Below are 13,893 nucleotides of genomic sequence, written 5' to 3' on the forward strand. Positions count from 1 at the left end.
AATATAAATCAAAAGCTGCAGTTATATGTTTTTTTGTTTGATGGCGGGAATAGGTGGAGGTCTTTGTGGAGGATCGGGATGCTGGGGACACAGCACTTCACCTTCAGCGCCATCTTCGACATCTCAGCAATCTTTTGTTGGGCGATTATATAGTTGGTGGTGGGGAGAGCAGCCATCTTCTGTTGTAACACCTGCAATCGTTACAACAAATTCTCAGGCAGATCAAAATATTGATGAAGAAGGCGAAGGCGTGTGTTGTGATGGGGCATGCACATGTGCTTGCACCACAGAGGTGACTTTAGATATAGTTGGTCCTGTGTGTTTAGCGATGTGTTTAGCATGGCAGCCTTACTCGTTGTATGAATGTGTGAATAAAAATGTATACGCATTTTCGCCGTATTTTAAAATTGCTATAGACACTGTGCTTATTTTTTTCTACATACTGCATCAAAAGATTGATTTTGAAGATTCTATAAAACAGTTAGTTGATTTTACAGGCAGAATGGAGGCTTTTTTAAACCTTTTTGCGGATTATCAAAATAAATGGATTCAGGATCCAGAAAACACAAAAGCATTGTTTGATGAAGTGGGTAAATTAGGAGCTGAACTAGGAGAAGAAAAGTTAAGACGACATTATGCTCTGGGTGGGTGTTGGAGTTTTGTATCGAAAATCAATGAAAATGCTTTAAGGGCATTTTTAACTGGGGTTGGTGCACTGCTTCTTGGTGTGAGTTTTCATTATCCTGACTTTAAGTTTAACCTTGAATTTTTTGAACTCTCTTTGGTAAATTTTGCTTATTTCTGGGTTGTGATTTCTAATCTTATCGGAGATCTTTTGCTTCAACAGGGGGAGTTTAGATGTCGTGCCTATGAAACATATACAAGGGCGATTGAGTTCCAAGAGTCAATACGTTCTAAAGAACAGATAAAGCCTGAAGAAGATTTGCAAGAAACTCGGACCCTTAGCGTTGATGAGAGTGGGGCAGTGAGGAAAGAGCGGGAGCGGGCGCTAATTGAAGGCGTCAAAGAAAAAAGTAAGTTTTCTAAATCTCCTTATGTGTGGTGGGGAAAATTTGGTGTAAATTTTGTAGCAGATGTTACATCTGCTTTAGCTATGCTTTTATTTCCGTTCCTATCTTACCCTTGTATAAATGAGGATTTCACCAACCAAGAGGCTTGGAAAAAGGATATTGTGACGGCTATTTTTTATCTTGTTTCGCGAGGAGGCAAGATGGTGTCTTTGGATAATAAAGAGAATGAGAAGACTCTTGTTGAGTTGCTCGCAGCTCACAAAGATGCGGCAGAGATGCTTAATGACGCTGTGAAAAAGTTGCGTTTTAATGAAAGGTTGGCGAATGCAGCGAAGACTGCTGAGGTGCGAGAAGATATGGAGGTAAATTTTGGCTATTCAAAAGAGGATATCGATGAAATACAAAGAGCCAACTATGACGATCTGCTCGAGGATGCGAATAAAAAACTAGCAGAGCGCATAAAGTGGCGAAGAATTATTGAGGACTGCGCATTAGATGAAGGGCTGTGCCGTGGCGAAGCGTACTGGAATTTTTGGGTTGATAAGCGCAAATGGATAAATATATTATGGGTTAATATTTTAGGCTATATCTTTTTAACATTAGGTCATATTGAGGAGGCTGCTTATCCCCGGAACGAAACAGCAAATATAACAATCGCTTTCACTACGGACGCGACTAAATACGAGTATCCATGGGCAGATGTTTTGCGATTTGGGACCTTTGGGTTTTCATGGCTTTTAGGATGGAGTGAATTTGTTCAACCAATCATAGATAATTCTAAACGCAAGGTTAGGGAAATTGAAAGCCTGAGAAAATTAGGCGAGGACAGAAGCAAGGTATTGTCAATAAATCTCGCTACTGTGAATTTGCGCAGCGCAGATGCTTTAGTGAAAGTAAATGGAAGTCCCAGTGTCCCAGGTGATGACCATGCTTCAGAGGCGCATAGAAGCAGTGGCTCTCCAGGCTCTTCCTCTTTGGCGTATGTTGGATCAACTCAAAGACATCGCCCTAGAAGTGGTAGTATCGCGCATCTTCCTCTAGCGCTTAGATTATCTCCGGGTGTCAACGATTCTTTTGCTGGCAGTTTGGCGTTTGAAGAGAAGGGTGAAGAGAGCGCAGATGAGTGTGATTCAGCAAAAGCCATAACAGACCAATTTGGAAGACTAGCGAATGAATGTCAGAGAGATACGGGGACGCCAAATAAGAAGCTGGTCGCTTTATTTTCTTCTGGTATTGCGAGTATCGCAATGCCAGAAGAAGATGAAGAAGAGATGGGTGGTTCGAACACACCTTCAGCTGCGCCATATAAAGGAGGCAGTGATTCAAGAGCTCCTTATCAGTAAGCTTTAGCTAAAATTTGCTTTTGTATTTTTTGGATAAATTCATCCAGAGCGAGAACATCTGTTTTTTGTTCGCCTAATGTTCTAACAGTAACTGTTTTGTCTTGCATTTCATTTTTTCCAATCACTAAGATATAAGGAATTTTATGTGTAGAATGATCTCGCACTTTGTAAGAGATGGTTTTGCTTGAAATATCCTTCATTACCCGTAACCCAGATTTTTCTAGCTCTTTATGAACTGCATCTACATATGGCAAAACCTCCTCATTCACGTTACAAATAGCAACTTGTGTGGGTGCGAGCCATAAGGGTAGCTTTCCAGCATAATGCTCAATTAAAATACCAATAAAACGCTCAAATGAACCTAAAATAGCGCGGTGCAGCATAACCGGACGAACTTTGTCGCCATTATGGTCAACATAATGCGCATCTAAACGCTCTGGGAGCACGAAATCAACTTGAATGGTGCCGCATTGCCATTCACGTTTTAATGAGTCTCTCAGAACAAATTCAAGCTTAGGACCGTAGAATGCCCCTTCACCTTGATTGAGGGTAAAATCAAGCCCAGCAGCATGTGTTGCATCTTTTAGGGCTTGCTCAGCTTTGTCCCATGTTGCATCTGAGCCAGCACGTTTTTCAGGGCGATCAGAGAATTTAACATAGAAGTCGTCAAAACCAAAATCATGGTAAACTTCCTTTAGTAAACCGCAGAATTTTTTTACTTCTGAATTGATTTGTTCTTCTGTGCAAAAAATATGTGCATCATCTTGTGTAAATGCCCTTACACGCATGATTCCATGCAGCGCACCTGTTGGCTCATTTCTATGGCAGGAACCAAATTCCGCCATGCGCAAAGGTAGATCCTTATAACTCTTAAGACCTTGTTTAAAAATCTGAACATGACATGGGCAGTTCATAGGTTTCACAACATAATTTTGGGGCTCATTTGGAATGACAAACATATTTTCATAGAATTTTTCTGTATGTCCAGATGCATCCCACAAAGACTGCGCAACGATTTGTGGTGTATTAACTTCTTGATATCCTTGCGGTTCTAATTTGTTGCGAATGTAGTTTTGAATGGTGCGATATACAAACCAGCCCTTAGGATGCCAAAATACAGCGCCAGGCGCTTCATCTTGCAGATGAAATAAATCAAGTTGTGGGCCGAGCTTTCTATGATCTCTCTTTTCTGCCTCTTCAAGCATATGTAGATAATCATCTAGTTGTTCTTGCGTTGCCCAGGCTGTGCCATAGATACGTTGAAGCATTGGATTTTTCGCATTACCACGCCAATAGGCACCTGCTATTTTTGTGAGCTTAAAAGCGGTTCCAACAAAACCTGTGTGGGGTAGATGAGGACCACGGCATAAATCAAGAAAATCACCTTGTCTATACACAGTCAGTGTTTGATCTGCAGGAATATCTTTAATAACCTCAACCTTAAATTCTTCCCCAATATCTGTGAAATGTTTCACTGCCTTATCACGGCTCCATTCTTCTCTTAAGAATGGTTTTTTTGCTTCCACAATTTCTTTCATCTTTTTTTCAATTTTTAGCAAATCTTCAGGGCGAAATGGTTCTTTTTTATGGAAGTCATAGTAAAATCCATCATCAATAGCTGGACCGATAGTGACTTGAACATCTTTATATAGCGCTTTCACAGCTTCTGCTAATACATGTGCTGTGTCATGTCGTATGATTTCTAATACTTCCGGATCATCTTTTGTGAGAAGTTCTACCTGTGCATTATGAGGCAACTCTCTGGACATATCCCATAACTCACCATTCACTCTTGCTATGCAGGATTTTTTTAACAAACTAGGCGATATGGATTCTGCGAGCTGTGCGCTAGTTATAGGTCTTGTAAACTCTTTTTTAGAACCATCTTTGAGGGTGATTGAGAACATAGGTATGAGATAATCATTTCTTTGTACTAGTGTACAACAGATATGATGAAATATTCATCAACATAAGGGGGATTTATTTATTGCTCTGAACTTGCGACAACTTTTCTGAAGGCGAGTTCCTTCTTTTTGGCCTCTTCTCTTGCAACAAGTTTAGACAGCTCTTCGGGTGTTATTGTGTTTAACACGCCCAGTCTTATTTCTGGATGTGTACACAAGCTGCTCGTGCTGCTACTTGCTGTATCTGGAGACTCTGTTCGATCGGGGGAATTTGTTGAGGATGAAGCGCTCAAAGTAAGGCCAAAAATTATTTCCAACATAAAATTTTCTTCCAAAAGGGTTTCTGGAGGGATTATGGAATATTTTTTTTCAAAAGTAAACAATCTTTTTGAAAAATATTTCTTTAAAGTTTAATCCTCCCAAGAGAAACGACGCATTTCCGTAGCCTTATTGGCATTATGAGTTTGTAAAGCGTGCACTTGAGCGCGAAGTTGCTCATTTTCTTTCATATATTTTGAGCTATCTGCCCGCGCAGCATCTAGTTGATCTGCAAATTTGCGCAGTAACTCTTCAAGCCATGCAAATGAGGCAAGTTGTTGGTACGCATAAGCTTTTGCTTCTGCTTGCACTACCCTAAGCCGCATGCAAGATAACAACAAACCAAGATCTATCTCAGTGCCTGAGAGTGTTTTCAGGAGCGGCGCAGTAATACTACTGGGAACTATTAAGACGCAGCCATCAGGCTTTCGTTGAAGAGATATAGCGTTTGTCTTTACGCTCACTGTAGTTATCAGCTGACAGTCTGTTTGTTCAGCAGATTGCACTATAAAGTTAAAAATAAACACAGTTCCAGGATATCAAAAGGGTTTCTGGAGGGAGTATGGAATATTTTTTTTCAAAAGTAAACAATCTTTTTGAAAAAAAATTGAGGAATTTTCATGCAGGCGCCCGAAGTCGTCATCACGAGGAGCTGAGCTTCGTGGCGATCCACTATAGATGGCCACGCCGCTTATGGCGGACTCGCCATGACGGGCGCGCGTTTTTATCAAAAGTTTGCATTTTCTTTACGAAATATCATTTAATAAGATAAATCACACAAATCTATCAGAACGTGTTTAAATCCAAGTATTTTAAAATCGGGTTTTTTGGCTGTTTTTTAGCGGCATTTTTATTTCTCATATACGATGTTGCTTTATTTGATTACAAGCTTAAAAAAATGCCTATCATTGAAGTTTTAGAAAAAAAGCTCAAGTATCCACCGAATACCAACATATTTCAAATTAAAGAGGATCATACGCTTTCAACATTGAAAGATGGTAAGGTTGAAAACTACAAAACATTGCAAGAGCTTATTAAAGATCAAAACACTATCTTGTTTATTTGGTCTCCAACATGTGGATATTGCCCAGATCAAATGAAGAAAATCACCGCGCTAGATACTTATAAGGCAAAAGCGAATATTGTGATGATTGGTGTATATGGTGATATCAATGCAGCGTATGCTAAGCACAAAGAGCTCGGTAAGGGTGATTTTATTTATGATAATGATCCAACGCTTAAGATTTTGCGAATTCTAGCCACGGATTTGATTCAAAGTCAGGAAATTGGGTTCCCATTTTATGTGTTTATCAACAAAAAAGGCGAGGTTGTTGCAAGGTATTCTGGTGATATTGCGTGGGAGATGGTTGGAAGCGATATCTTAAGGGCAACATTTTAGTGGATTACGATGTTATCGTCATTGGATCTGGGATTGGTGGGTTAACAACGGCGTCGCTTTTATGTCAGCTATACAATAAGAAAGTTCTAGTGCTCGAGCAGCACTATCGATTGGGCGGGTTTACGCATACCTTCAAAAGACCTCCAGGTTATGAATGGTCCGTAGGCGTACACTATATTGGTGGTATGCATCCAGGTAGGTTGCAACGCAAGGCCTTTGATTTTATTACAGAAAATCAAGTTGAATGGGTATCGTTTCCAGATCAATATGATCACTTTATTTATCCTGATGTAAGGGTAGATGCAGATAAAAATTTAAAAAAATACATTGTAAATTTAAGCACAGCTTTCCCTGAAGAAAAGGCTGCAATTAAGCAATATTTTAAAGATATTAAACGTGCCTCTACTTTTGATATGTTGTCGCACATATTGAGTGATTTTATTATGCGTTTTATAAAAAAATTACCTCTGTTTTATGATGCGCAGCAGTCAGTGCGGCAGTATCTGGATCGACAATTTAAATCCGAAAAATTAAAGGCTGTGCTTTTGTCTGAGTGGGGTAATTATGGTGTTCATTCTAAAAATGCACCACTTTGGTTGCATGCCATTATGGTAGCGCATTATTTGGATGGTGCATTTTATCCAAAAGGGGAAACGGCTGTTATTGCAGACAGCATTCAAAAAGTTATTGAAAAGCATGGTGGACAGTGTGTGCGCAATGCTGAAGTAACGAAAATTTTAGAAAAAGATGGTATAGTGTATGGCGTTGAAGTGAAAAAACAAGATAAGATGTTAACGTATAAGGCTGATGTGGTTGTTTCAGATGTTGGATATTATGGAACAAAGAAATTATTGGGTCAATTAACGAAAACAGATGAAGAGCTTTATAAGGGCGCAAAAACGTGCGTAACAGTTTATCTTGGGTTAAAAGAGCATCCAAAAAAAGCAGGGCTAGATGGAAGTAATTTCTGGATGTTTGAGTCTTATGATCATTACAATAGTAATCCGCTGTTTTTATCTTCTCCACCTGGGCAAAGTCGGTATTACACAGCATCTGCAACAATATTTTGTGATTTTGATGTGTTTAAGAAATTTGTGCACCAACCACGACGGAAGCGTGAACAGGCGTATACAGACTTAAAGCAAAAGTATCAAGATGATATTTTAAAAAGGGTTTATAAGCATTTTCCAAAATTAAAGGGTATGGTGGATTATGCAGAAACCAGTACACCTTTGAGTATTGTGCACTATATGAAACATTATCACGGTTCTATTTATGGCGTGCCAAGACGTGTAGGTATGAAAAAAATTACCTTAGAGAAACAATTTAAAAATCTATATCTTGCGGGTGCTGATGCTGACATTATGGGTGTTATTGGATCCATGATTGGTGGAATTGGCGCGGCAGGGAAAATTGTTGGTGTGAGTTTGATAGGGATGTATATGAGGATGAAATTTGCCGTTATCCGGAGGCGACGCTGAGGGGTTGCTCTGAGATCATTATTCATTCTCTTCGCTTATCCAGAATGACATTTTGAGTTGACAATTCACCCAAATCATGCGCAATATAATAATAATTTGTATAGAAGTGCAACAGATGTTTGCTGTAATTAAAACAGGCGGAAAGCAATATAAAGTAAAGCAAGGCGATACGTTGAGTGTTGAAAAACTTGATGTGCCTCAAGGTGAGAAGTTTAGCATTTCAGATGTGCTAATGACAAATGATGGGAAAAAGACTGCATTTGATTCAAAAAGCAAGGTGGAAGCAGAAGTTGTAGAGCACTATAAAGACGATAAAGTAATCATCTTTAAGAAAAAGAGACGTCAAAACTATCGTCGTAAGATGGGTCATCGTCAAATGTTGACAAAAATTCAAATCAATAAGATCGAGTTTTAGGGAGATAAGATATGGCAACCAAAAAAGCAGGTGGTAGTACCAAAAACAATAGAGATTCTGAGTCTAAGCGCTTAGGTGTGAAAAAATACGGTGGGCAAGTTGTTATTTCAGGTAATATCATTGTTCGTCAACGTGGAACAAAATTTCATCCAGGAAAAAATGTGGGTATGGGTAAAGATCATACATTATTTGCTATGTCTGAAGGTACAGTAAGCTTCTCTACAGGGTATAAAAATAGAACGTTTGTTAACGTTATCTAATTTCTTAGCGTGAGGTCTCATCATGGCTTATTCTGAAAAAATCATTGATCATTTTGAAAATCCGCGTAATGTAGGCACTTTAGATGCCTCCAAGAAAAATGTTGGAACAGGTATTGTGGGTGCGCCTGCATGTGGCGATGTGGTAAAAGTGCAGATTCAAGTTGGTGATGATGGTCGGGTTGAGGATGTAAAATTTAAGGCCTTTGGATGTGGTTCTGCAATCGCTTCATCTTCAGTAGTGACAGAATGGATTAAAAACAAAACGCTAGATGAGATTTCTGAAATTAAAAATACGGATATTGTAGAGCATTTAGCTTTGCCTCCGGTTAAGATACATTGTTCTGTTTTGGCGGAAGACGTTATTAAAGCAGCAATTGCAGATTATAAAGAAAAGAATAAGTAGTGCGTCGTCATGGCGAGCGCGCTGCAGCTCTAGCGAAGGTGGGTGTGGCCATCCATATGGATCACCACGTCACTCCGTTCCTCGTGATGGCGGTGCGCACTAGTGGTGAGGAGTAAAAATAATGAAATTCATAGATGAAGCCTCGATCCTCGTTATCGCAGGAAAAGGGGGGAGCGGGTGTTCAAGTTTTAGGCGTGAAAAATATATCCCTTTTGGTGGGCCAGATGGAGGTAATGGTGGAAAAGGCGGAGATGTTTATATCAAAGCCAATTCTCAACTCAACACACTTGTAGATTATCGTCACAAACGACGTTTTAAAGCTGAAGATGGCAAAAGTGGCATGGGTGCTTTATGTGCAGGCAAGAGCGGAGAAGATCTTTATATCGATGTGCCTGTAGGTACAGAAATCTTAGATGAAAATGGATTTTTATTATTTGATTTGGATGTAGATGGTGAATCCGTTTTAATCGCAAAAGGTGCGGAAGGCGGCAGAGGTAATGCAACATTTAAAACATCTACCAATAGAGCTCCTCGAACATTTGAGCCAGGCGAGCCAGGAGAAGAGCGCTGGATTTTCTTTAAATTAAAATTATTAGCAGATGTTGGTTTGGTTGGATTTCCAAATGCTGGAAAATCTTCTTTTTTGCAAGCAACAACACGCTCCACTACAAAGGTGGCGGATTATCCTTTTACAACTTTAATTCCACAGTTAGGTGTCTTGAAATACAAGGGAAGAGATTTTATCTTGGCAGATATCCCAGGGCTTATTGAAGGTGCGTCAGAAGGCAAGGGGCTTGGACATCAATTTTTGGCACATGTAGAGCGATGCAAGATGCTCATTCATATGATTGATGTAACTAATATAGATCTAATGAAAAGCTACACAACCATAAGATCAGAGCTTGGCAAGTACAGTCCAGAATTGTTAAAAAAACCTGAGATTGTTGTGTTAAATAAGATTGATTTGATTGATGAAGATATTCTGCGCGAGCAAATGAAAGATTTGCCGAAAGACATGCCTGTGATTCCAATTTCCTGTGCGACAGGGGAGAATATAGAAAAGGTTTGGGAGGTTTTATCGCGCAGCTTTATGGCGTAAAAGTATTTTGCGATATAAATGGATATGCTATAAAAGAAGATATAGACAGCGCAGTAACAAAGTGATAGCGTAAATTTAAAGACAGCGTTTTACGTAAAAAAGGAATTTACTTATATTTTTTTCAATGTTAACGTTGTGCGCTGACGATGTGCGGTGCGGCAAAACAACTATAGCGGGGGTAACACTTGCGATTACTGTGGTTGCGCTATCATTATATGTGCCGCAATATTTAGATACTCGTGAGAAAGTTTGTGTGTCAGATTTAATCGGCCATCCAATGCCAGAATGCGTTTCTAAATTTAGATATAGAACAACTGGTGTTTATGCGCCAAAAAACCCTTCTGTTTTTGCTGAGCCTATTGGCCAAATTCCAGGAATTAAAGCTGTTCTTTCAAAAATGATAGATGAGCCAGAATTGATGGCAGAGCTGTTAAAATCTCCACAAGACACTTTAATATCACTTTATTTGACTGGAGATTTGCGTCGTTTCACAAATAAAAAGCAGTATAAGAAAATAGAAGGATGGGTTAAAAAAGTATGCTTTCTGTTTGAAACCCCTCCTCAAAATTTAGAGCGCAAACTTATAGAAATAGAGGGTAGAAATTTACCAGAAGCTGAAGACTGTGTGTCCGCTGCGGCTGACAAGCATTTAGATATTGTATCTTTACATCCTTTTGAAAATGGAAATGGTAAGTATGCTCGTAAAAAAATGAGAGAAGTTATAGAAGCTCAATGCAATCAGAGCGTAGAGCGTTTGCATTATGAGGCATATCGCAGATCAGTGAAAAAATTTTTAGAAAAAGGTGACCGAAGGCATTTTCAAGATTATATTAAACGTCACACAAGAAAAAGTAATTGAGCATATTGCGTTAAACGTATTTGGTTGACTCATAGTCCGCTCAACGTTGGGTAAAATAATTTTTGTAGGATCATTAAAAATCTTCAGGTTTTTCATCACCAACAACGGAGATAATAATAGTATTCGGTTGACGTTTGCGCAAAGCTTGTTTCGGGCAAATGAAAAGATTGAGAGGGAAGAGATAAGATTATTTATCTGGTTATATGCTTTTGTATACATAAAAAACAATATTTTTTAGTTCAGTCGTTCTAAAAACTCCTCAACCTGACTGATTAAAACTCCTGACTCTTTTTCTAAAGATTCGCCCCACATATAAAGTCGCAGAGCATTTTCTGTGCCAGATTTTCTGATGAGGTATGGATTCTTTATGTCTGCATTTTGAGTAACGTACGTGTTGATGTCAGTATTACTAAATGATTTTTCAATGAGAATTTTCTTCTCGAAGGTATTCATCAAAGGAAATAAGGTATTGAGATCGCTTGCGCGTTTTTTTGTCTTTATGAGATAAGATAAAATTTGTAGAGCGCTAATCATTCCATCTGAAGAGGAGAGGTGATCGAGCAAGATAAAATGTCCTGAAGGTTCGCCACCTACTTTGCAACCTTTTTCACGCATTAAAGCTAGAACTTCTCTATCTCCGACATTGCTAATAAATGCTTCAATATTGTTCCGTGAGCAATATGTTAAAAAGCCAGGATTGGTTACATTTGTTACAACACACTTATCGGCGTTTTTATATTCTAATAGCGCGGCAAATATATGCTCTCCGCTGACAAGCTGTCCCGTTTCATCCACGACAGCCAGACGATCCGCATCTCCATCCAATGCGATGCCTAGATCTGCGCTATGATGCAAAACAGCTTCGGACAATTTGCTTAAATGTGTTGCGCCACATTGAGCATTGATATTAAAGCCGTCAGGTTCATTGCAAATAGTGATAACATTTGCGCCAAGCTCCTTGAGGATGCGAGGAGCAAATTTGTATCCTGCGCCATTAGCGGTGTCAAGAACGATCTTCATATCTTTAAAATTTATCTCAGAATCCAATGTGCGCTTAACAAACTCAATATATCGACCTGAACAATCTTCGAGTCGCGTTGCTTTACCAATTTTATCACTTAGCAAAAATTGATTGTTTGCAAACAGCGCTTCTATATTGTCTTGCGCTTCATCAGTTAATTTTTCGCCTCGGTAGTCAAAGATTTTGATTCCATTGTCATGGTATGCATTATGTGATGCTGTGAGCATGATACCAAAATCAGCTTTTAATGCAGGTGTAAGCATAGAAACGGCAGGTGAAGGGACTGGGCCTAAAAATACAATATCGACATCATGCGCAAGCAGTCCGGATACAAGGGCGGATTCGAGCATATAGCCAGATACACGCGTATCCTTTCCAATAATGCATTTTAATTTTTCACCTTTGGAAAAATGTGTTGCAATAGATGAGGCGATTTTTACAAGACTGTTAGGCTCTATCGGAAAATGGTTTACTAATCCTCTAATTCCGTCTGTGCCGAATAATTTTTTCTTCATGAAGGTTTATGAGACTCCTTGGTTGGAAAAACTCCTTTTTCAAACAAAAGTGTTACTTCATCCAAGTCTAAGGTCTCAAATTCAAGTAAAGCTTTAGCAAGATTTTCCAGTTCCTTTTTATATTTTTTAATTGTGCTAACAGCTTTCTTATAGGAATCTTTTAGGATATTTTCAATACGTTTATCATTTCGTTCCATAACACTTTCGGAAAATGCATTTTGAGGTCCGTAGTGATGATCTGAGTCTTCAATATAATTTCTGAATACAGCAGTTTCTTGATCATCGCTCAAAGCCCATTCTGTCACCATTTTTTTAGCAATATTCGTTGCTTGCATAATGTCATTAGATGCTCCAGATGTAACGCGGTCAGCACCAAAGAACATTTCTTCCGCAATTCTTCCGCCCATAGCAACAATAATATTAGCTAATGCTTTTTGTTTGGAAATTAGCACTTCATCTTTTTCAGGTAATTGCACAACCATCCCCAATGCTTGACCTCTTGGTATAATTGTAACCTTATGAATAGGATGTGCGCCTTTTGTGAAATACGCCAAGACAGCATGTCCCGCTTCATGATATGCGACTGTCTCACGGTCCTCTATTGAAAGGGCGCGACCTTGTTTTTCTGCACCCATGATAATTTTGTCTTTAGCATACTCAAAATCCTTCATAGTAATTGTTTTTTGATTTTTTTGGGCAGCATAAAGGGCGGCTTCGTTTGCAAGGCTTTCTAGGTCGGCACCTGAAAATCCAGGCGTTCCTCTTGCGATAACCTCAAGTTTTACATCTGTTGCAAGGGGCATATTGCGTGTATGCACTTCCAAAATTTTTGTTCTGCCAAAAATATCTGGAGGCGTAACAGGAACATGACGATCAAATCGCCCTGGTCGCAGTAGAGCGCTGTCAAGAACATCCACGCGGTTTGTTGCTGCAATGATAATAATACCTTTATTACTTTCAAATCCATCCATTTCAACCAGAAGTTGGTTAAGAGTTTGTTCTCTTTCTTCGTGACCACCACTAACCATACCCATATTTCTTTTGCGTCCAATGGCATCTAGTTCATCAATAAAAATTATACACGGTGTATGCTTTTTTGCTTGGTCGAATAGATCTCTTACACGTGCGGCACCCACACCTACAACCATTTCAACAAAGTCCGAGCCGGAGATCGTATAAAATCTTACACCAGCTTCTCCAGCAATTGCGCGTGCAAGTAAGGTTTTTCCGTTTCCTGGGGGTCCGTATAGCAAAACGCCTTTTGGTATTTTGCCGCCGAGTTTTTCAAATTTCTTAGGATTTTTTAAAAACTCTACAACAGTTTGTAATTCGCTTTTTGCTTCATCGATGCCTGCAACATCTTTAAAACGGGCGTTGATGGATTTTTCACTTTGAATTTTAGCTCTTGACTTACCAAGGCCCATAGCGCGACTACCTGTGACGCTTAAACTTCTTCCAAGTATATATAGTAGCCCAAGAATCATGAGTAGTGTGATAAATGGCATGAATATAGGTAGTTTTGACGTAAAGTCCGCATCCACAGGAAGGAGTTTCACTTCAATATTTTTATTATCTAGTTTTTCAAGTAATTTTTCAGGGTAGGGAATAAAGGCCTTATAATAAACACCTTTTTTATCAAGTGCTGTTGTGTATTTCCCCTTTATAGAGACTTGTCGAATATCTTCCGTTTTGATTTTTTGAACCAGCTCGGAATAATTTAATTCTTGCGCCGGTCTTTCAAGTTCGCCTGAAAAAATTTGAAAAAATAAGATCGTACCCAAGAAGAGTGTGAGCCAGAAAATTGCTGATTTTTTTCTAAAACGCTTAAGCTTTTTCAATGCACTA

Annotated in this window: 13 protein-coding genes; 8 read left to right on the plus strand and 5 right to left on the minus strand. The window is 39.1% G+C overall.

Going from position 1 to position 13,893, the window contains the following annotated elements:
* The first annotated feature begins 25 nt into the window (after positions 1–25).
* Entirely contained in the window at positions 26–2,374 is a 2,349-nt protein-coding gene (locus H6850_03340; GenBank protein ID USO02122.1) for a hypothetical protein, read from the plus strand.
* Here H6850_03340 and thrS read toward each other — a convergent pair.
* The 3 genes from thrS to H6850_03355 form a co-directional block, all read right to left on the minus strand.
* Positions 2,368–4,281, minus strand: a complete 1,914-nt coding sequence (thrS, locus tag H6850_03345; protein ID USO02123.1) for a threonine--tRNA ligase — start codon at positions 4,279–4,281, stop codon at positions 2,368–2,370. The genes H6850_03340 and thrS overlap by 7 nt on opposite strands.
* 77 nt (positions 4,282–4,358) lie before the next feature.
* Positions 4,359–4,598: a hypothetical protein gene (locus tag H6850_03350; GenBank protein ID USO02124.1), complete on the minus strand. Its 240-nt coding sequence runs from the start codon at positions 4,596–4,598 to the stop codon at positions 4,359–4,361.
* Positions 4,599–4,688: 90 nt separating this feature from the next.
* Positions 4,689–4,937, minus strand: a complete 249-nt coding sequence (locus H6850_03355) for a hypothetical protein (GenBank protein ID USO02125.1) — start codon at positions 4,935–4,937, stop codon at positions 4,689–4,691.
* A 452-nt stretch (positions 4,938–5,389) separates the two neighbouring features.
* Here H6850_03355 and H6850_03360 point away from each other — a divergent pair, with 452 nt between their 5' ends.
* From H6850_03360 to H6850_03390, 7 genes are all read left to right on the plus strand, one after another.
* Entirely contained in the window at positions 5,390–5,995 is a 606-nt protein-coding gene (locus H6850_03360) for a redoxin family protein (GenBank protein ID USO02126.1), read from the plus strand.
* Positions 5,953–7,476 carry an NAD(P)/FAD-dependent oxidoreductase gene (locus tag H6850_03365; GenBank protein USO02127.1) on the plus strand — a complete coding sequence of 508 codons (1,524 nt, stop codon included), beginning with the start codon at positions 5,953–5,955 and terminating at the stop codon, positions 7,474–7,476. Before H6850_03360 ends, H6850_03365 begins: the two co-directional genes overlap by 43 nt.
* Positions 7,477–7,591: 115 nt before the next feature.
* A complete protein-coding gene (gene rplU / locus H6850_03370) occupies positions 7,592–7,891 on the plus strand; it encodes a 50S ribosomal protein L21 (GenBank protein USO02820.1) in 300 nt (99 codons plus the stop codon).
* Between the two features lie 11 nt (positions 7,892–7,902).
* A complete protein-coding gene (gene rpmA, locus H6850_03375; protein ID USO02128.1) occupies positions 7,903–8,151 on the plus strand; it encodes a 50S ribosomal protein L27 in 249 nt (82 codons plus the stop codon).
* A gap of 22 nt (positions 8,152–8,173) precedes the next feature.
* Positions 8,174–8,554, plus strand: a complete 381-nt coding sequence (gene iscU / locus H6850_03380; GenBank protein USO02129.1) for a Fe-S cluster assembly scaffold IscU — start codon at positions 8,174–8,176, stop codon at positions 8,552–8,554.
* Between the two features lie 121 nt (positions 8,555–8,675).
* Positions 8,676–9,653 carry a GTPase ObgE gene (gene obgE, locus H6850_03385; protein USO02130.1) on the plus strand — a complete coding sequence of 326 codons (978 nt, stop codon included), beginning with the start codon at positions 8,676–8,678 and terminating at the stop codon, positions 9,651–9,653.
* A 124-nt stretch (positions 9,654–9,777) separates the two neighbouring features.
* Positions 9,778–10,512, plus strand: a complete 735-nt coding sequence (locus tag H6850_03390; GenBank protein USO02131.1) for a Fic family protein — start codon at positions 9,778–9,780, stop codon at positions 10,510–10,512.
* A gap of 234 nt (positions 10,513–10,746) precedes the next feature.
* Here H6850_03390 and H6850_03395 read toward each other — a convergent pair whose 3' ends face one another.
* Together H6850_03395 and H6850_03400 are read right to left on the minus strand one after the other, a co-directional pair.
* Positions 10,747–12,048, minus strand: a complete 1,302-nt coding sequence (locus H6850_03395) for a phosphoglucosamine mutase (GenBank protein ID USO02132.1) — start codon at positions 12,046–12,048, stop codon at positions 10,747–10,749.
* Positions 12,045–13,886: an ATP-dependent metallopeptidase FtsH/Yme1/Tma family protein gene (locus H6850_03400; GenBank protein USO02133.1), complete on the minus strand. Its 1,842-nt coding sequence runs from the start codon at positions 13,884–13,886 to the stop codon at positions 12,045–12,047. The genes H6850_03395 and H6850_03400 overlap by 4 nt, the downstream gene beginning before the upstream one ends.
* Positions 13,887–13,893: the final 7 nt, after the last annotated feature.

The sequence above is a fragment of the Alphaproteobacteria bacterium genome (genome assembly GCA_023898745.1).
GTDB lineage: Bacteria > Pseudomonadota > Alphaproteobacteria.